General features: G+C 33.2%; 17 protein-coding genes. 7 read left to right on the top strand and 10 right to left on the bottom strand.

Annotated features, from left to right (window positions below; all coding sequences use genetic code 11):
• The first annotated feature begins 37 nt into the window (after positions 1-37).
• Positions 38-1,318: a replication-associated recombination protein A gene (locus ACTU6T_RS10985; protein ID WP_460218257.1), complete on the top strand. Its 1,281-nt coding sequence runs from the start codon at positions 38-40 to the stop codon at positions 1,316-1,318.
• Here the strand turns inward: ACTU6T_RS10985 and ACTU6T_RS10980 are convergent.
• From ACTU6T_RS10980 to radC, 6 genes are read right to left on the bottom strand one after another with little or no spacing between them, the layout of a single operon-like run.
• Positions 1,315-2,232: a hypothetical protein gene (locus ACTU6T_RS10980; protein WP_460218256.1), complete on the bottom strand. Its 918-nt coding sequence runs from the start codon at positions 2,230-2,232 to the stop codon at positions 1,315-1,317. The two genes, ACTU6T_RS10985 and ACTU6T_RS10980, sit on opposite strands and share 4 nt — an antisense overlap.
• Positions 2,225-3,637: a DUF5723 family protein gene (locus ACTU6T_RS10975; protein ID WP_460218255.1), complete on the bottom strand. Its 1,413-nt coding sequence runs from the start codon at positions 3,635-3,637 to the stop codon at positions 2,225-2,227. Before ACTU6T_RS10975 ends, ACTU6T_RS10980 begins: the two co-directional genes overlap by 8 nt.
• Before the next feature lie 4 nt (positions 3,638-3,641).
• Positions 3,642-4,199, bottom strand: a complete 558-nt coding sequence (locus tag ACTU6T_RS10970) for a hypothetical protein (protein ID WP_460218254.1) — start codon at positions 4,197-4,199, stop codon at positions 3,642-3,644.
• Positions 4,200-4,246: 47 nt separating this feature from the next.
• Positions 4,247-4,936, bottom strand: coding sequence for a YjjG family noncanonical pyrimidine nucleotidase (locus ACTU6T_RS10965; RefSeq protein WP_460218253.1), 690 nt, complete (start codon positions 4,934-4,936; stop codon positions 4,247-4,249).
• The gene (locus ACTU6T_RS10960) at positions 4,917-6,227 is read right to left on the bottom strand and encodes a polysaccharide deacetylase family protein (protein WP_460218252.1); all 1,311 of its coding nucleotides are present in this window, start codon (positions 6,225-6,227) and stop codon (positions 4,917-4,919) included. The genes ACTU6T_RS10965 and ACTU6T_RS10960 overlap by 20 nt, the downstream gene beginning before the upstream one ends.
• 15 nt (positions 6,228-6,242) lie before the next feature.
• Positions 6,243-6,941 (bottom strand): RadC family protein, encoded by a 699-nt coding sequence (radC, locus tag ACTU6T_RS10955; protein WP_460218251.1) that lies wholly within the window; start codon positions 6,939-6,941, stop codon positions 6,243-6,245.
• Between the two features lie 72 nt (positions 6,942-7,013).
• Here radC and ACTU6T_RS10950 point away from each other — a divergent pair, with 72 nt between their 5' ends.
• On the top strand, positions 7,014-7,457 hold the full coding sequence (locus ACTU6T_RS10950; RefSeq protein WP_460218250.1) for a DUF1569 domain-containing protein: 444 nt from the start codon (positions 7,014-7,016) through the stop codon (positions 7,455-7,457).
• Positions 7,458-7,473: 16 nt separating this feature from the next.
• The gene (locus tag ACTU6T_RS10945; RefSeq protein ID WP_460218249.1) at positions 7,474-8,064 is read left to right on the top strand and encodes an FMN-binding negative transcriptional regulator; all 591 of its coding nucleotides are present in this window, start codon (positions 7,474-7,476) and stop codon (positions 8,062-8,064) included.
• Between the two features lie 2 nt (positions 8,065-8,066).
• Here the strand turns inward: ACTU6T_RS10945 and ACTU6T_RS10940 are convergent, their stop codons facing one another.
• The 3 genes from ACTU6T_RS10940 to ACTU6T_RS10930 form a co-directional block, all read right to left on the bottom strand.
• Positions 8,067-8,702 (bottom strand): hypothetical protein, encoded by a 636-nt coding sequence (locus tag ACTU6T_RS10940; protein WP_460218248.1) that lies wholly within the window; start codon positions 8,700-8,702, stop codon positions 8,067-8,069.
• A 113-nt stretch (positions 8,703-8,815) separates the two neighbouring features.
• Positions 8,816-10,168, bottom strand: a complete 1,353-nt coding sequence (locus tag ACTU6T_RS10935; RefSeq protein WP_460218247.1) for a UDP-N-acetylmuramate--L-alanine ligase — start codon at positions 10,166-10,168, stop codon at positions 8,816-8,818.
• Between the two features lie 116 nt (positions 10,169-10,284).
• The gene (locus tag ACTU6T_RS10930) at positions 10,285-11,238 is read right to left on the bottom strand and encodes a tetratricopeptide repeat protein (protein WP_460218246.1); all 954 of its coding nucleotides are present in this window, start codon (positions 11,236-11,238) and stop codon (positions 10,285-10,287) included.
• 190 nt (positions 11,239-11,428) lie between these two features.
• Here ACTU6T_RS10930 and ACTU6T_RS10925 point away from each other — a divergent pair, with 190 nt between their 5' ends.
• The 4 genes from ACTU6T_RS10925 (at position 11,429) to ACTU6T_RS10910 (ending at position 20,242) form a co-directional block, all read left to right on the top strand.
• Positions 11,429-17,854, top strand: coding sequence for an alpha-2-macroglobulin family protein (locus ACTU6T_RS10925; protein WP_460218245.1), 6,426 nt, complete (start codon positions 11,429-11,431; stop codon positions 17,852-17,854).
• Positions 17,855-17,900: 46 nt separating this feature from the next.
• On the top strand, positions 17,901-18,374 hold the full coding sequence (locus tag ACTU6T_RS10920) for a hypothetical protein (RefSeq protein WP_460218244.1): 474 nt from the start codon (positions 17,901-17,903) through the stop codon (positions 18,372-18,374).
• A gap of 2 nt (positions 18,375-18,376) precedes the next feature.
• Positions 18,377-19,762 (top strand): T9SS type A sorting domain-containing protein, encoded by a 1,386-nt coding sequence (locus tag ACTU6T_RS10915; RefSeq protein WP_460218243.1) that lies wholly within the window; start codon positions 18,377-18,379, stop codon positions 19,760-19,762.
• A gap of 108 nt (positions 19,763-19,870) precedes the next feature.
• Positions 19,871-20,242: a DoxX family membrane protein gene (locus ACTU6T_RS10910; RefSeq protein WP_460218242.1), complete on the top strand. Its 372-nt coding sequence runs from the start codon at positions 19,871-19,873 to the stop codon at positions 20,240-20,242.
• 117 nt (positions 20,243-20,359) lie between these two features.
• Here ACTU6T_RS10910 and ACTU6T_RS10905 read toward each other — a convergent pair whose 3' ends face one another.
• On the bottom strand, positions 20,360-20,902 hold the full coding sequence (locus ACTU6T_RS10905; protein ID WP_460218241.1) for a mycothiol transferase: 543 nt from the start codon (positions 20,900-20,902) through the stop codon (positions 20,360-20,362).
• Between the last annotated feature and the right edge of the window lie 36 nt (positions 20,903-20,938).

Raw genomic sequence — 20,938 nt, 5'->3', positions numbered from 1 at the left:
GAAATATTGTCACATTCGTTTTTTGTAAATTTACCATATGAACGAACCATTAGCAGAACGATTACGACCACAAGCACTTGACGATTATTTAAGTCAGTCGCATTTAGTGGGCAAAACTGGCGTTTTAACACAACAATTACAGCAAGGTGTCATTGCTTCTATGATTTTCTGGGGTCCTCCAGGAACAGGGAAAACAACATTAGCCAATATCATTGCGAATGAATCTAAACGTCCGTTTTACACCTTAAGTGCTATTAATTCTGGTGTAAAGGATATTAGAGAGGTGATTGACAAAGCCAAACAAAGTGGTGGTTTATTTACAACTAAAAATCCAATTTTATTTATTGACGAAATACACCGATTTAGTAAATCACAACAAGATTCGTTATTGCAAGCTGTAGAGAAAGGTTGGGTTACATTAATTGGCGCCACTACCGAAAACCCAAGTTTTGAAGTCATTCCTGCCCTTCTTTCTCGTTGCCAAGTGTATATTTTAAATTCGTTTGAAAAAGCTGATTTAGAAGCATTACTCAAACGTGCCATTAAAGAAGACAATCAATTATCTAAACGTGATATTAAGCTTAAAGAAACAGAAGCATTAATTCGATTATCTGGTGGTGATGCTCGAAAGCTGCTAAATATTTTTGAGCTTATTGTAACCTCTTTTGATGACAACAAAAAAATAGTTATCACCAATGATATTGTTACTAAACGAGTGCAAAATAATACTGTTCGCTACGACAAAACAGGTGAACAACATTATGATATCATTTCTGCATTTATTAAATCTATTAGAGGTAGCGATCCAAACGCCGCTGTATATTGGTTAGCAAGAATGATTGAAGGTGGTGAGGATGTTAAGTTCATCGCACGTCGTTTACTAATTTTAGCGAGCGAAGACATAGGCAATGCAAATCCAACAGCACTTGTCATAGCAAACAATGCTTTCCAGGCTGTATCTGTTATAGGATACCCAGAATCACGAATTATTTTAAGTCAATGTGCTACATATTTAGCAACATCTCCTAAGAGCAATGCTGCTTATGAAGCCATAGGAAAAGCTCAACAATTAGTAAAAGAAACAGGAGACTTATCGGTACCACTCTCTATTAGAAATGCACCAACTAAACTGATGAAAGAATTAGGATATGGTGACAACTATCAATATGCGCATAGCTATGACAATAATTTTGTTGCTCATGAATTTTTACCTGATGAAATAAAAAACACAACACTATATACGCCAGGCAACAATTCAAGAGAGCATGCACAAAGAGAGTTTTTAAAAGCCCGCTGGAAAGATAAATATGGGTATTAGAATTTCAAATTAATACCTTTAACTATAAGACTTTCACCACTATTTTCAGCATACATCCAATGACTGTCTTTTTTATAAACGATGGCATCCTTCCCCTGTACTATGTATGTATCAGTAACACCTGTGTGCAATAAAATCATTACTCTTTTAGGTTCTGTATCTACAACTTGGAATCCAACTTTTATAGGTTGAGCGTAGAGCATATCGTTTTTGATGGTTTCTACAGCTTCAAGAGTACCCTCTAGAGATTCAACAGCCTCTTTTACTTTATTTTTTTCAACTTTAATTATTTTCTTAGGCTCTTCAATCACTTCAACTTGTTTAGGTTGTTTTGCAACATCTTCAAGCTTAGGTTTATCTTTTAGTGCCTCTACCTCTTTCTTTAAACGTTCAATCTCCTGTTGCGCTTTACGTTCTTTCTCTTCGGAAATAGCCATAGCTTCAGAAGCAGGAGACTCATTTATAATAGCATCATTTGGCACATATTTATAATCAAAAAATTGAAAGGTTTGAAAAGCTTCTCGAATAGCTATATTATAAGCTTTAGTGTAATCTTTCTCTTTTGTACTTCCTATTTGAGAACTCATTACAACGTTGCCTTTACAGTCTTTTAGATCAATTTGAATTTTTGTTTTTAGAAAAGAACCCTTTACTTTTTTGACATCAGATTTTAAACCTAAACAACGATTCTGGTTAAAATCACTTGGCACACTTTCATCTTCAAAAAAGGCAGTATAACCATACTTATTAAACAAAAATTTAGTCAGGGAATTTAATTGATATTGATCTTCAGATTTCTGAAATTCGAATTGCTTAGGTATGATAATATATTTATAATCGTTAATTGATGTTTGCGCATTAATAAAGGTTTGAGCAACAAGAAAAAATATTAAAAGGTATCGTAATTTAGTCATCTGAATCAAAAATTAAGTTCATTCCGAATTGTAAAGATACGCTTTGTGCTTTAGAAATATTTTGTAATTCAGACAAATTATTTCCCATGAGATACATATTGAAATTTCCAAAGTGCATTGAAGCTCCTAATCCAATATTATGAAATGAGAAATCATCTACGGTATAAGTAGCTTTGAGTTTTAAAAAATCAAACAAGCGTCGGTAATAAAATCCTGTTACAGCAAATTGAGGTCCTCTTGGTCGAAAAACTGAAAACACTTGCACTCCTACTCCATTCAGATACGGTTTGCTTCCTGCATAACAATCACAATCTTCCCCATTGCCTTTTCCGAAGTTATAACGATAAGATGCATTTAATTTTGATGATCGCCACGTCACATACTTCGTTTTTAAGGTATCTATATTAATATGCTCATCAAACTCATTTTTTAAATTCTCCCAATAAGGTGTGGTTCCATTCTCATCTATAATTTGTGGAAAAACAAGTTCTATACCTTCAGTTGTATAGCTACCATTTAAATGATAAGACTCTACGTCTTTAGAATGAAATATGGCTCCAACATCGAGCAAACTTCCAGTAATAATATGCTGATCTTCGACTTTGTAAGTAAAACCAATATCGACGCCTAATCCAAGATTTCCACCAAACAAAATACGCTTCCTTAAGGTTTTGATATCCTGACTTATATCAGAATTATCATCGCCTAAAAGTGAAGAAACTCCAGAGGTTTTAAGAATTCCGTCTAATGCCAAAAATTCATGCTGGTAAAAATTATCGCCTGTTGTACTCTCACGAGTAGTAAAGGTTCCTGAATTATTAGTACTTTGCACATTAGCAATACTAGAGTATAATTTTGCTCTTGCTCCTACTGTTAAATTTTTATTGACTCGTTTGTTTATTCCGAAATGAAATACAGATAATAATTCACCTTTAAAACTAACGTCTGATAACGAAAAAGAACGCCCTATATAATCGGCGTTTCCATCCCAAACTAATACAGCTAAATCCTTTGGGAAATAAGAAATAATATCGGCTTCTTCATATATGCCAAATGAAAAATAGGTGGATTCATCTTTTCTCCAACCACCATTTATGAGCTCTAATTGTTGATTCAATATAAAATAATCGCGATTAGATAAAGAAAAAATTGCATTGCTGATTTTAGTATTTATGTCGACACCATCATTTTTAAAAATATCATAAGCAGATACTCCCGAACTAGCAACATTAAAATGAAATTGAGATAGTAATGGGATACCGAAATGCTTATCGAAATTAACTATTGTTCCTGGATTTTGATTAAGAGCTTGCGGGATGTCATTAAAATCATACAGTATTTCCTTGTTTTGACCATGAGCCAAAATTCCCAATAAGAGCACTATGTAAATGATGGTTAATCGCATTTACTTAAAGTTCGAAATAAAATGTTGCTTTAGACTCTAACTTTAAACTGCCTTGAGTTGTATTAGTTATTGGATTGTTGCTAGGTGGCAAAGTGATTTTATAAATTAGCTTAGTAGCCTCCTCAAAAACATCTAATTCTGGTTGTTCTATTAAAAAATTGGATTCCACCATAATAGGAGTATTGGGTTGTCCTGGAGACACTTCGATTTGAGCTAAATATCGTTGTTCATCATTGTCATTTACAAATTCTAAATCTATATTAAAATTTCGATCAATACTATTAGTAAATTGAAACGTCAAATTCGTCTTTGCTAATTGGTCGATAAAAAAATCGGAATTGATATACTCCAAACGCGTGGTATCAACTAACACTACTACTTCTTGCTGCGTATCATCAATAAAATTATTGGCATTTAAGGTTGAAAAAATTAAGCTCGATTCAAAAGTTGGAGTAGGAAGAATATCATCTGCTTGATCAAAATCTGTATCGCTTACACAGGATGTAAACATCATCGCAGATAACAATATAAACGTATAAATAAGACAATTTGGTGCTTTCATAACAATAGAACTTATTTATAAAACGACCTCAAACTGAATTAAGTATGTTATAAATACTTTTTTAGATCATTGAGATGCTTTACTTGCTTAACAGTATCGCCAGCATTATAGTCGTGATAATTAAATAAAATTACATCCATACCAATTGCCACAGCTCCTAATATATCTGCTTCATAATTATCTCCAATCATTATACTCTCCTCTGGTGTCGCGGCAGCACTACTTAGCGCATGATTAAATATTATTGGATTTGGCTTCTTTACGCCAGCAGCTTCAGAATTTGTAATGGTAGAAAAGTAATGTGTTATATTGGCATTATCCATCTTTTTTTGCTGAGCCTCTTCAAATCCGTTGGTAATAATATGCAAGGCATATTCCTTTTTTAAATGCTCTAAAATTTCTAGCGTCCCTTCAAATAAATGATTAAAGGTTGTAAGATGAGTGATATAATCTACAGACAAAGCATTAATAATAATATCTGAAACATCTATTCCTATTGTATCGAAAGTATCTTTTAAACGCGCATACCTTAAGCTCTCCTTATCAATTTTCTCTTCTCGATATAATTTCCAATAGTTTAAATTAATTGGCTCATATACCTTCAAAAAATCTGCTGCATCTACATTGAGATTGTGAATCTTAAAAATCTTCCTAAATGCCAAAGCCGAATTTTTATCAAAATCCCACAATGTATGATCCAAATCAAAAAAAATATGTTTAATCCCTTTTACCTTCATGTGTCGATTCTAATACTTGTGTAAATAATTGTCTAAAGCCTTTCCATCTATCATCATTTCCGAAGGAATAATTATGAAAAACTACTGTAAAAGTACCATTAACTTGCTTAACCGAATGTATTAATCGTTCTAATGTTTGTTGTTTATCTAACTGTGATTGATGCTTTAACAAAGCATAATCTATACAATGAAACGAATGAATTAGTAAAGGTGTTTGTGTTTCATAATCTAGGTCATAAAAGAGAAACGGCGTACATGTCCCAGCTCTAAAGCCTATATGTTTGAGGTAACCCATTGTAAAATCTTGCTTTACTTCTAATTCGATAAGATTTCTGTAAGACATTGGAAGATTTATTTTTGAGAACGAATTTCTACTGGCTTCCAATTCATAATTTGTAATGTGTTCAATCGTTTTCTTTTCTTTTTTCAGAATTGTCATATCATCTAAGGCAAAATAGGAGGCTTTAAGTCCAACTTTACAATAATCTGCAACCGATTTAATTAAGGATACGAACTTCTTTTTATTGACATTAATGTTCTTATCATATGTAGAATAATCACCTATTAAGAAAAATACCAAAAACTTAAATTTATATCGCTTCTGTTTATTTATGATCCATTTAAATGTATCATAAGGATCTCTTTTAAATCCAAATAGTACCGCAAAACGTTGGTATAATTGCTTTAATTTAAGCCTAAACAAATCGCTGAGTGCACCTCCAGTAGTGCGCATTAATCCTTTTTGTTTGAAATAGTATGCCATGGGAACATCCACAACAGGTTGTATGGAATATTGTCGCACAGGAAATGAAAAGGTTTCAAATTTTTGCTCCAACAAGGCTTTTAGTTCGTAAGCCCAAATATCTACTACAGGCTGTTTGAGAAAATTAGCTTTATAAGCTAAACTTTCGGTGGCAGCAAACCGTCCATAATCATCTTTCACATGAGGCAAATACTCTTCGTAGCGACTTAATAAATAAAAGGATGCAGCAAAGATATCGAAAGGCAAAGCACTCTTCTCTCCTGTTGCAAAAAAACACTTTGTATGTTTCCAATCTTGAACATTAATATCAATATCTGATAAGCCTTGTTCAAATAATAACTCATGATTTCTAATAAAAATCTCATTGCTCAAAGGTTGTCTTGTATAAGACATTTTTATACTATCATGAGCAATAAATTCTTCTATGGTAGTAGTAAATGCTACAGGAATTCCAAGAATTCTGGTACAAAGATGCTTAAAGGTATATCTAAGCCTTGGAGTGATTTTATGTGTATAGACTAATAGCAATCTTATCCCTTAGGTTTATAGTAGGTTTTCATCTGCAAAACTAAAATATGCTTTTTCTGTGATAATTAGGTGATCTAAGACTTTTATATCTAAACTTTGTGATGCAATTTTAAGTTTTTGTGTTAGTTTTTTATCGGCTTCACTTGGTTTTAAAGTTCCAGATGGATGATTATGTGAGAGAATCAAACTAACGGCTCCAAGTTCTAAAGCGGTTTTTAATACCAATCGCACATCCACCAATGTTCCTGTAATACTACCTTTACTTAATTGTAGTTTTCGAATAACTTTATTTGAATTATTGAGATAAATAATCCAGAATTCTTCATGAGGCAACTCACCTATTAATGGCTGCATGAGTTCAAATACTGATATACTTGAACCAATTTTTTGCAGTTTTAGTGCAGTTTCTCCCCTTCGTCTGCGACCTAATTCCATGGCCGCACTAATTGCAATTGCTTTAGCCTCACCTATCCCTTTAAATGCTGTTAGTTGTTTTAAGGATAGTTTTCCAAGAGCATTAAGGTTATGATCAACACTTGCCAAAATACGCTTACTCAAATCAACAGCGCTTTCATTTCTATTTCCTGAACCAATCAGAATTGCGATTAATTCGGCATGGCTTAAGACTGCTGCACCTTTATCTCTGAGTTTCTCTCTTGGTTGGTCTTGATGTGACCAATTTTTAATGGATAAGAACGCTGATTTTTTTCCCATCTTATAAATATATATTGTAACTTTCTGATTCTATAAATGTAATTTATTATATAGAAAAAATACTATATTACTATGAAATCTTTATTCAATACAGAAGCTTACAATGAAATTGTGAGTCGATTAGAACAATTAGATCACCATGCAGAGGCTAAATGGGGACAAATGAATATTGGTCAGATGGCTTGGCACTGTCAAGGTCCATTAAATATCATGCTAGAAAAAGAAGATTACGGGATGACACCAAACTGGTTAGTAAAACTCTTTTTTAAAAAATCATTGTATAATGATAAGCCTTGGCGAAAAGGATTACCAACAGCAAAATTCTTAAAAACTGAAGAGGCTAAAGATTTTACAATTGAAAAAAACCTTCTTTCTAATCTTATAAATGAAGCCTATTCGCAAAGAGAGAAATCTGAATGGAACCCACATCCATCTTTTGGATATTTTACAAAAGACCAATGGGGGCAAATGCAATACAAACATTTAGACCATCATTTCAAACAATTTGGAGTTTAATTAAAACTTGAGTCCATTGAAGTACCCTCCACAACATCATCAAGATAACAACCTAGAGCACTTAATTGAGGTTATAAAAACTTATCCACTAGCGACCGTTATTTCGGTAGATAATGGTTCGCCGTTGATTACTCATTTGCCTTTAATTTTTGATGATGGCAAACTCATTGGACATATTGATATTTATAATCCCCAAGCCAACTTATTAAGAGATAATAATCCCGTTACTGTACTATTTTCTGGACCCGAATGTTATATCTCTCCTAGTGTTTATGGCACAACACAATTACCAACTTGGAATTACATTAAAGTACATCTAAAAGGGACTGTAAATGCCATAGAAAGTAAGACTGCATTAAAGCAATCATTAATTTCAATGACTGAATTTTTAGAAGCTCCTGATCATAAGTATGTATTAGAACCTGACAACCCTAGACTCGATAGAAACCTAGACTATATCAAAATGTTTGAAATATCAATCACATCATGGGAAGGAAAATTTAAACTTTCCCAAGACAAAAAACCTAGTGACACCAATTTTGCTCGAGAAGAACTCATAAGAGCCAATCAAGCAAGTATAAAGCAGTTTTTAGACAAGGTCTTTTAGAATTATTGAATATTATAGGAATCTAGACGCCTGATGATAGTTGGTATATTTTGAGAAACAAAAGACGATGTGTCATAAATAAGACCAATACCATCAGCATAATAAAAGCGATCTAAACCTGGAGTTTGTTCACCACTAGAAGTAATAGCATAACGTTCTGAGTTTATACAATTAAAGGTTCCTGCTTCAACGATTAATGTCGTTTCTCCATCTACTAAAATTTCCATAATACTTCCCCAAGATTGTTCATTTAATAGCCTTTCAGAAAAATCGTTATTGGTAAATTTTATAGTAGCATTATCACTTACAAGATTGCCATTATCATCTCTTAACAGCTCAAAATGCTCTCCATTAGCATTACACAAGCTAATCCCATTTTCATTTCCTGTTGTTAATCGCCTAAATTTAAAATATAGATGTCCATTGATTTCTTCAGTACTTACAATACTAACAGAATCAATTACACCAGTATCTTCATAAATTTCTAAATTTTGGTTGTATCTATAGTTCTTATAAACCCAAGAATTACCAACGGTTAGGGCATAAAAATTTGCTTCAGGTGGATTAGAAGAAGCATCGTTATTAGTACAAGAAAAGCATAGTGCAGTTACGCATAGTGTGATAAGAATACGTTTCATAATAATTGATTTTAACAAATTGATTAATAAAACGTAATTGTTTCTTATAATTGTGCTGGTTGGGTTAACTTATATTTATAACGTTTAGGGTAAAGGTTTATTATAGCACTGTATCAAAACAATCCCTTCACCTCATCAAAATCCAAACCTCCGTAGTTTCCAGAACTCATAAGCAATAGTGCTTTATTCTCAAAATTTTGAGAAAACAAGAAGTCTTTAAAATCATCTGGATTGGTATAGATAATTAAATCTTCACGCTCAAAAGCATTTGCAATTTGCTCGTGTGTGACTTCTTCTAGCTTTTTAATTTCAACGGCATGTGGTGAATAAAATACTACAGCTACATCAGCGGCATCTAGAGCGCCTTTATACTCCTTTAAAAATTCGGCATTTAAGCTGCTATATGTATGTAATTCTAAACAAGCAACCAATGTTCTATTGCTATATTGTTCCTTTACAGCATTAGTAGTAGCTTCAACTTTACTTGGCGAATGTGCAAAATCTTTGTAGGCTACACTTTTTGAACTTTCGGCAATTTTCTCAAGACGCTTACTAGCGCCTTTAAATGTGGAAATGGCTTCATAAAAATCATCTTCGTCAATCCCCATATGCTGACAAATCCATTTGGCTCCAGCTAGGTTATTGAGGTTATGTTTTCCGAAGACTTCAATAGGTAAATCCCCTTCTGGTGTAGCGAGCAATGTTTGTCCGTTTTCAACCTGATACTCTGGCGTTTTGTAAGCCAGCTTTCGAATCGAATTGTCACTAGCTTCTACCACACGCTTAACTTCTAAATCTTCTTCGTTATAATTAATACTTCCACCTTGCACTATGCTATCCACAAATATGGAAAATTGCTCAACATAATTCTCATAGGTTGGAAACACATTAATATGATCCCAGGCTATACCACTCAATAAGGCAATGTTGGGTTTATATAGATGAAACTTTGGTCGTCTATCAATTGGAGAACTCAAATATTCATCTCCTTCTAATACAATAAAATCGTTGTTTTCTGTAAGCTTTACCATCACATCAAAACCTTCTAACTGTGCGCCAACCATATAATCTACATCGCGATCATGATAATGCATCACATGCAAAATCATAGATGTAATTGTTGTTTTACCATGACTTCCTCCTATAACAACCCGCGTTTTGTGTTTGGATTGCTCGTATAAAAATTCTGGATAACTGTAGATTTTCAAGTTTAATTCTTGGGCTTTTAAAAGCTCTGGGTTATCAGCTTTTGCATGCATCCCCAAAACAATGGCATCCAAGTTTGAAGTGATTTTTTCAGGAAACCAACCGAAAGTTTTTGGTAATAATCCTTTAGCGTTTAATCGAGATTTAGAAGGCTCAAAAATGGTATCATCACTACCTGTGACCTGATAACCTTTATTGTGTAATGCTAAAGCCAGATTGTGCATTGCACTTCCACCTATAGCTATGAAATGTACGTTCATGTGTTGAATTTTGTAGACTTTCAAATATAGTCAGTTCTACTTTAATTTAGAAACATAGAATCAACAAAAAAAATCAAATAAAGATTAAGATTCTTCGACTGCGCTCAGAATGATAATCAGAGCTTTTCTATAGTCTTTTTCTCGTCTTTAAAGACTTTAATTTTGGGCAAACTAGAGATGGCTTTATTCACCCATTTCAATGCCGCATCTTTGTTCTTTTTGTGTTTTTGAATTTGCGCCATTCGATAGTAGGCCCAAGCTCTAGGAACGCCGTCTTTGGCCGAATAATTATCAATATAAATCATTAAACAACGTTCACCTTTATCTAATTGCACATTATATTCGGCACAAACTTTTCCAATTTGATAATGCATCGCATTACGTTGGTGCTTTTTACCAGAAGCTTCTAAGTTTGAAATAGCTTTTCCTGGTTGATTCTCCTTTTCATATAAACTAGTCAACTTATCAAAACACGTTAATGAACCTCCTTCATTTATAGCAAGCTTATAATACTTTTCGGCAGCCTCAGGTTCATCATCATATTCATAAATATAACCCTTAGCCAAATAACCATCAACCTTAGACAAAGCCTCTAATTCATTGGCGTATTTAAAAGACTTACTTTTACTACCGCCAATAATTCCTGGCAGTTGCATATAAAGTTCTACTAGTGCCCAACGCGTATCTATATGCTTTGGATCTAATTCAGCAGCAGTAAGAAACGCCTCTTTCACGTCGCCTATAATCCCAAGAGCTTTTAGCTTACTAACACTTAGCGCTTTCATTCCCAAAGCACCTCCATGTTTATAATGAAAATTTGCATTTTTAGGATGCAATTTGGTTAACTTTTCATAATGTACAATAGCGTCATCCCATTTCTTTTGATGACCATAAGCATCACCTAAAAGCTCAATACCCTTAACATCATCTTGATGTGTCTTCACATAATCTAAAAGCAATTTTTCTGCTTTTGAAAATTGTTTATCATTAAGAAGTTGTTCAGCTTCAACTAATGAAGATTGAGCTACTGAAAACACAGGAATTAACAGAAAAAATATAAGGTATTTCATATCGACATATACTCAAAAAGAATACCAAAAGTTTTTATGATAAGAAATGGTATTGTTTTTGATTTTCAAGTTGTAAAGATAGGAGGTTTACAGTTAAAATTGTTAACTTCCCTAAACCAAACTAAGAGATCACTAATTTGCTGTTTTTAAAATTTGGTTAAGGGATTAAATTTCCAAAAAAAAATAATTTATGAAACCAATTATAAGTCTAATAATGATATTCTGCTTCGCTAATTTTTCTAATGCTCAATCTCCAGAAGATTACACAAATCTCTGGAAAGAGGTGAGTGATTTTGAAAATGAAGGTTTACCCAAATCGGCATTAAAAGTTGTTGAAGCCATTGAAAAAAAAGCCAAAGCCAGTCAGAATACACCTCAAGAAATTAAATCCTTATTATATAGAAGTAAATATGCTCTTATTCTTGAAGATGAGGGTCAATTTAATGTGATTAACGATTTTAATGATGCGATTGCGACCTCTGAAGTTCCGACGAAGAATATTTTACAAAATATGTTGGCTACGTTGTATTGGCAATACTTTAATCAGAATAAATGGAAATTCTACAACAGAACCAAAACAAGTGAAAAGGTTGACGATGACGATTTCAGAACTTGGGATTTAAACACGCTGTTCGAAGAAATTCACAGGCATTATGAAGCATCTTTGGCCAACGGTCTCATCCTCCAGCAAAGTAATTTAATTGATTATGATGCGATATTGAACACTCAACAGGACTCTCAAGTTTACAGACCAACTTTATTCGATTTATTGTCGCATAATGCGCTTCAGTTTTATAAAACAGAAGAAAATAGCATTACGAGGCCTGCTTATAAATTTGAGATTGATAATCTCGAGTTTCTTAATAGTGCGTCGCCTTTTGCTACTATGCAATTGGAGTCTAGAGATTCTACATCAATGCAATTACATGCGTTAAAAATATATCAAAGTCTCATCAATTTTCATCTAAATGATGCATCACCTAAGGCTTTGGCTGATGTGAATATTGAACGTCTAAATTTTGTCTATAAGCATGCTACTTTTGATAACAAAGAGACGCTTTTACTCAATGCTTTGCAAACTGAAAGCAAACATTGGAATGAAGTAAAATCTGATGTTGCAGCACTTTACGATTATGAAATTGCCAAATTATATCACCAACAAGGCAGTCAATATCGCCCAAAGACTAACGACAAACATCAATGGAAATTAAAAGAGGCACTTGCTATTTGTAATTCTACAATCCAAAACTTCCCTAAGAGTAAAGGTGCAGAAAAATGCGAGATTTTAAAATCTCAAATTCTAGCACAGTCGCTTCAAATTACCTCTGAAGATGTACTTCCTGTTAATTCTAACAGTTTGGCTCTTATAAGATATAAGAATATTGGTGATATCAATTTTAAAATTGGAACTGTTTCAGAATCTGAACTTCAATCCCTACGTCAGCATCATCAAAATGCCAAGCACTTAGAAATCTTGACAAAGATGAAGCCTATTAAAAGCTGGATCTCTCAATTAAAAGATGAATCTGACTATCAACTACACCAGACAGAAATAGCAATTCCCAAGCTAGAAAATGGTCGATACATTGTCTTCGGACAAGTAATAAACGACAACAATACTTACGCTTTCAAGGAAATACAAGTAACAGATATTTCATTTGTGCAAAAAGAATTTGAAGGTGATGTCACCTACCAAATTATCAATAGAGAGAATGGTAAACCTTATATAGACACTAAGGCTACTCTATCTTTTATAAAAAACTATAATGGTGGTACTAAAACCGAACATTATACAACTAATAATATAGGAGAGTTTCTAGTCCCGAGAGCCAAATACAATCGCTCACGCCTTAAACTTCATATCAAAACTGCAACTGATGAAGCTCAATTTGAAAATCTTTATGTAAATCGTTATTATCATCGCGGAAATAATAATCCAAATTACCCTATTTATAAAGCTTTTTTGTTTACTGACAGAAGCATTTATCGTCCCGGGCAGCCCCTTTATTTTAAGGGCATAGTAATGACAACCAACAAAGATAAATCTGAAGTACTTTCAGATAAAACAGTTGATGTCATTTTATACAATACCAATGGCGAAGAAGTTAAAAAATTAGAGCTAAACACAAATGAATTTGGTTCAGTGTCAGGAGAATTTATATTACCTGATAATGGATTGACCGGAAACTTTTCCATCCGACTTCAAGGCGGAAACAGAATTAGTGCTTATGCAGGAATTTCAGTTGAAGAATATAAACGACCAAAATTTGAAGCACAGTTTAAGCCTGTTTCAGAAACCTATAAAGTCAATGACACTGTATTGGTTAAAGGACATGCCTTAGCCTATGCTGGAAGTAATATTACAGATGCAAAAGTGGTATATCGTGTACATCGTAAAGTCCAATACCCACGCTGGTACTATTGGTACAGACCATACTTTAATAGTGAACCTCAAGAGATTACTCATGGAGAATCTACAACAGATGCCGATGGAAATTTCGACATCAAATTTAAAGCTATTCCTGATGCGAGTGTTGACAAATCTTCTCTACCTACCTTTAGTTATGAAGTGACTGCAGACATTACAGATATTAATGGCGAAACCCGAAGTACCACAACTATTGTGAGAGTTGGGTATCATGCGCTAACGGCTTCTATTTCAGTTGCGCCAAGCCTAAATAAGGATCTTAAAACCAACACAATTAGCATTGACACTCGCAATCTAAATGGTGAGCCTATTGATGCTAAAGGCACAATAAAAGTGTACAAACTTAAAGCTCCTAATACTGTTTTAAGATCACGACCATGGCCAGCTCCAGACTATCAACCCTTATCGAAAGAGGAGTTCAAAACTTTGTTTCCAAATGAAGCTTACGATAATGAACACGATAGTAAATTTTGGGAGAAAGGAGAATTGGTACTTTCTGAAACGTTTGATACTGCAGATTCTAAAACCTTAAACTTAGGTCGTACCAAACGATGGAAATCTGGTAAATATGCCATCGTTCTGGAAAGCAAAGATCGCTTTGGGCAAATGGTTAAAGACGAAGTTCAAACCACTTTATATAGCGACAAAGATGAGACCTTAGCCGACAATGCTTTATTTAGCATAACCACAAATTCGACAACATATAAATCAGGAGATACTGTTGATCTCACATTAGCGTCTTCTGCAACACAACTTTATGTTACCCTTGAAATTGAAAAAGGATCAAAAATCATTAGCAAACAGATTATCGTCTTAAATGATAACAAAAAATCGATTCGTATTCCTGTAACTTCTGAAGATGTAGGAGGTTTTGTTGTACATTATACATATGCTTTTGAGAACAGTTTTAAACAGGGTGTAATGCCAATTGCTGTTCCTTATCCAAAAACCGATTTGGAGATAGAAACTATGACATTTAGAGATAAACTGCAACCTGGAATTGATGAAACTTGGCGTTTTAAAATTAAAGGTCCGAAAGGCGATAAAGCCACTGCAGAACTATTAGCAAGCATGTATGATGCCTCTTTAGACCAGTTTAAACCTCATCAATGGAATTTTAATCCGATTCAGCAACCAACATATTACTCGAGATATCGCATGAACTCTGGACAGAGTTTTAGTATTAATTCATTTAGAGTAGACAACTTACGCCATGCTTATGGTAGTTATGATGTACAGTACTATGACCAATTGAATTTCTTCGGACTCTTTTTTAGTGATTATTACTATGGAAGACAACAGTACCTAAGACAACTCTCAAGTGTACCATCAACCTATACAAGTAAAAAGAAATCAAGTATTAAAAAAGGTTTTATTGAAGGTGTCATTAATGACAATACAGGAGCGCCACTTCCTGGAGCTAATATTATAATTAAAGGTACTGAAACTGGAGTTGTAAGTGATTTTGATGGTAAGTTTTCTATTGAAGTTAAAAAAGGTAAAACCTTGTCTATTAATTATATTGGATATCGATCTTTAGATATCAAAATTTCTAAAGACAACTACTACACAATAACACTTAACGAAGATTCTGATGTGCTAGATGAAGTGGTTGTGGCTGCATATGCAACCCCAAAAATGAAAATGCAAAGAGATAGTATAGAGTTTGAAACAAATGGAAGGTTTTTAACATCTGAAGAATCAGAAGATGCGGAATATTACTTCAAGATGAATAAAGCCAATGTTATTCCTGGTAAAGAAGTAGTCACTGGATTAACTAATCTAAATATTTATGGTGTTCCAGAAAAACAAAATTTCGATGATGTAAAAATCCGTAAAAACCTTCAAGAAACTGCGTTTTTCTTTCCGCAGCTACATACGGATAAAGAAGGACATGTGAGTTTTAGTTTTACAACACCAGAAGCCTTAACGAAATGGAAATTGCAATTATTGGCACATACAAAATCTTTAGAAAGTGCCACTTCCACTCTAGAAACTGTCACTCAAAAAGAGCTCATGGTCTTACCTAATGTACCTCGTTTTTTACGAGAAGGAGATCGCATTATAATGAGTTCTAAGATTGCCAACCTAACAGATAAGCAACTATCTGGACAAGCTATTTTAATCCTAACCGACGCCATTTCTGGAGAGGATATTACAGAGCAGTTATTAGGCAGACGGAATATGAACTACGATGCTGTACAAGGATTAAAATATAAAGATTTTACTGTTGATGCTAAAGGCAACACTCAAGCCTCTTGGACATTAAACGTACCTTTTGATGTAGATGCTGTACAATATAAAATCATAGCCAAAGCTGGTGACTTTAGTGATGGTGAACAAAATGCATTACCTGTGTTAAGCAATCGCATGTTGGTAACAGAAACCTTGCCTATGTGGATTAAAAGTAATGAAACTAGAACCTTTACTCTAGATAAGTTGAAAAATACGTCTTCAACTTCTCTCAAACATCATAAGTTAACTTTAGAGATGACTTCAAATCCAGCTTGGTATGCAGTTCAAGCCTTGCCATATTTAATGGAATATCCATATGAGTGTTACGAACAAACTTTCAGTCGTTATTATGCCAATGCTTTAGCAAGTCATATAGCGAATAGCAATCCGAGAATTCAGGAGGTATTTAACCAATGGAAAAACTCTGATGCTTTACTAAGTAATTTAGAAAAGAACCAAGAACTAAAGTCCATTCTTATACAAGAAACACCTTGGTTACGAGATGCGCAAAGTGAAACGGAGCAGAAAAAACGTATAGCTTTATTATTCGATTTAAATAAAATGAATACTGAATTATCATCTGCGATGCGTAAACTCAAAAACGGACAAATGGGTAATGGTGCGTGGTCTTGGTTTAATGGCGGACGACCAAATCGATACATCACACAACATATTATTACTGGCTTTGGACATTTAAAGCAATTGAATGTGACATCAAATACAGATGACATGACAATGATTAACAAAGCCATCTCCTATTTAGATGCTCAATTTGTACAAGAATATAAAGACATTAAAAAATACAATCCAGATGTCGATTTATCTAAAGATCATTTGAGTTATATACAATTGCATTACTTATACATGAGGAGTTTCTTTCCTGAAAATAAGCCTTCAAAACAAGTGCAAAATATTATAGATTATTACCAAACACAAATTCAGAAATACTGGTTAAAGCGTTCGTTATATGCCAAAGGCCTCATGGCATTAGTGGTTGATAGAATGGATGATAAAACGACGTCTGGTAAAATTCTAAAGTCTTTAAAAGAAAACAGTATCACGTCTGAAGAGTTAGGCATGTATTGGAAAGAAAACACAAGTTCTTGGTATTGGTATCAAGCACCAATTGAAACTCATGCTTTATTAATAGAAGCCTTTTCTGAAATTGAAAATGATACTGAGACCATAGATAATTTAAAAATCTGGTTGTTAAAAAATAAACAAACAAATCGTTGGTCTACAACTAAAGCGACAACCGAAGCTGTTTACGCACTATTATTACAAGGCAGCGATTGGTTGAGTGTTACTGAAATGGTCGATGTTGTTATTGGTAACCAACAAATAGAGCCTTCTAAATTAGAAGGAGTTAAAGTTGAAGCAGGTACCGGTTACTTTAAAACGGCTTGGAATACTTCTGAAATTAAACCAGAAATGGCAACCGTAACATTAACCAAGAAAGGCGATGGTATTGCTTGGGGAAGTTTATACTGGCAATATTTTGAAGATTTGGATAAAATCACTTCAGCAGAAACACCATTGAAGTTGAATAAGAAACTTTTCAAAAAAACAAACACAGATACAGGAGAAGAAATTACTAAAATCACACCAGAGACAGATTTAAATGTAGGTGATTTAATAAGAGTTCGTATCGAACTACGAAGTGATAGAGCTATGGAATTTATTCATATGAAAGATATGAGAGCTGCAGGATTAGAACCCGTTAATGTCTTATCACAATACAAATACCAAGATGGATTAGGATATTATGAAAGCACTAAAGATGCATCCACTAATTTCTTTTTTGACTATCTCCCAAAAGGAGTTTACGTTTTTGAGTATGACTTAAGAGTCAATAATGCTGGAGACATGAGTAATGGCATCACCACGATTCAAAGTATGTATGCACCTGAATTTAGTAGCCATAGTGAAGGTGTTAGAATTAATGTTGAGTAAAAAAATGTATATTGATATCAATAGTTAATTAATTTTAGTTTTTAATTTGAAAAAAACAATTATTATAGTCGTATTGTTTCTGATATGCTCTTGTGCTCCTAAAAAGCAAATTGCAGTTGAAGAAAACACCACTTTATTGCCACCAAAAATTATTTTTTTAAATTACAGTATTAAAAAAAATAATCACATTAAAAAAATGGTTTCCCTTATCAATAAAATTGTTGTAGATGGGAAACTAAAGGGTAATGATTTCAGTAAAAACAAAAAGGCTATAGGCGATTTAGAATGCGTTTTATTGGACAAGGATTTAAATGAGATTGAACAAATTATTGTCAAAAATCCATTAAGAAAAGATTTTGAATATCTAAACACAAATAAAGAATATGAAAAGAAAATCATACTCTTGGATAGCGCAGAATTTTCTATAAGACTACAATTACCTCCAAAATGCAAACATATACGTATTAGTGAGTTAACAAAAGTACAAGCAATAGAACTCATTACCACACAAATTAATTAAGCATGCGGAATCTTTTACTTATCATACTTTCAAGTTTGTATTATACTAATACTTTTGCGCAAACTTTTGAAGTTCAAAATATAAAATATGCCGGCGATATTGATAAGCGAATTAATATTGTGATTTTGGGAGATGGTTATCAGGAAAGTGAGTTCGACAAATTTGAAACCGATGCTATAACTATTACAGATTATTTCTTTACGCAGTCACCATACAGTGAATACAGCAATTATTTTAATGCTTATATTATTAAAGTCCCATCTAATGAAAGTGGTGCAAGCCATTCTGGTACTGCAGCAGATGAAAGTAATTATAACCTTCCTATTTCTGAAGTAGATAATTATTTTGGAAGTAGTTTTGATAATTTTGGTATTCATAGAGCACTTTACACACCAAATTCTGCATTGGTAAATACGGTATTAGCAAATAATTTCCCTATATATGATTTGGTATTAATTATAGTTAATACAGACCATTATGGTGGTACAGGATTTGAATTTTCAGTTTCTTCTACAGATGTTGATGGACCAGAGGTAGCTGTTCATGAAGCTGGTCATGTTCTTGTTGGTTTAGAAGATGAATATTACCCTGGAGATATGTGGGCAAATGAGAATATCAATATGACTCAAGAAACAGATCCAAATCTAGTACGATGGAAAAACTGGATTGGAATTAACAATATTGGAATCTATCAACACTACTGTTCAAGTGGAGATTGCGAAGTTTGGTATAAACCTAGCACGTATTGTAAAATGAGTTTTTTGTATGCTGAATTTTGTTCAGTATGTAAAGAAGGTACCATTGAGAAGTTTCACAGTTTAGTCTCGCCTATTGATTCATACTTGCCTTCAGAAACAAGTATTAGTAATCAAACATTTCCTTTAGAATTTCAACTCAATATCATACAAACAATACCAAATACTATCGAAAGCACATGGACACTTAACTCTACACTTATTGAAACTAATGTAGATACTATTTCTTTAGATCAAAGCGACTTAGTCTCTGGATCAAATACTTTGACTGCCATTGTTCAAGATGTCACACCATTAATAAACATAGACAATCATGATACTATTCATCTATCTTCAGTAACTTGGACATTAGAAAACACTTTAGGAATAGAAACTGTTGAAGCTAATAATTATAGTATTTCTATCCATCCAAATCCATCAAGCGATAAGGTTAATATCGCTATGGAGAATACTTTAGGAAAAGATATTAATATCGAAATAGTTAGTATTGATGGAAAAAAAATAAAATCGCTAGGCATCACAAATAATGAAAATTCCCAAATAGACATTAGCGCTTTAAGTACTGGTATCTATTTAATTAACTTTTACTCAAATAATACTCTAATTTCTAGTAAAAGGTTAATAAAGAAATAATTTTTTGTTACTTTAATTAAAGTAAAGAATCTCAAAATGTCAGGAATATCAATGAATTTCGACAAAGTCAAACATAACATAACTTTATACTAACTAATATCACATATTATGAACTCAAAAGTATTTATGGTCTTGAGAATTTTACTCGGCCTTTTCGTTTTGGTCTTCGGGCTCAACAAATTTATAGGATTTATTCCAGATTTTGAAGTTGGTGCAGATGCTGGTGCTTACCTTGGAGCTTTGACTAACTCTAAAACAATGGTGTTAGTTGCCATTGTCGAAATCATAGCTGGATTAGCATTGATTACTAATAAATTTGGAGCATTATTAGCATTAATATTAATGAGTGTCTCTGTAAATGCTTTATTATTCCATCTCACACTTGACCCAGCAAATAGTGCTGGAGCAGTTGTTTTACTTATTCTAAATATTGCCGTTTTAATAGGTTATAAAGACAAGTATAAAGCGCTGTTAAATTAAAATCTATATGTCATTTTGAGCGCAGTCGAGAATATTGTAGTACAGACTATTAATACATTTTCGACTCCGCTCAATGTGACAGTTTATTTTGTTAAACACTTTTTATTAATCCTTTATTTATATACGTTTAACGATGAGTGCTAATTGTCCCATGTGATTAGCTTGGTGTTCCATCACATGAAACCAAGCCCAATGGTTACTCATATTTCCATTCATTTCTTTAAACCATTTATCATCTTTGGTTTTTAATAACTGTTTGGTCTTAGCTCTTACCTCATCATAAATTTTTAAATAATAGGATATCGGCTTACCAGTAAATTCTTTTCTAGCTTTTTCACCAAGATTTAATGCCGTACTCCATCGTTTCCCTTCTTCATCATTAAATCCTCTACCTTCAAAGGTATAAGCTTGATAATAAGCTTCTGTAGCCGCAAGATGATAGATAATAGCACCTGCACTATTGGCTTGGTCATCTAATAAAAAGTCAGTGCCTTTTTGATCTAAATTCTTAACATTACGCTCCACACGTTGTTTCAAATTATCTAACATAGATATCATTTGTCCGATATCATCCGAATAGCCTTTAGGTGCTTCTATGGTATTCTGAGAAAAGCACACTGATGTAAATAAAGCGAGTAATACTATTGATAACTGTTTCATGGTTGTTGTTTTAGATTACAGTTAAAAATAAAACAT

It is taken from the genome of Psychroserpens citreus, assembly GCF_055686305.1.
The sequence above is the reverse complement of the archived record's forward strand: the minus strand, read 5'-3'. Positions and strand labels throughout refer to the sequence as shown.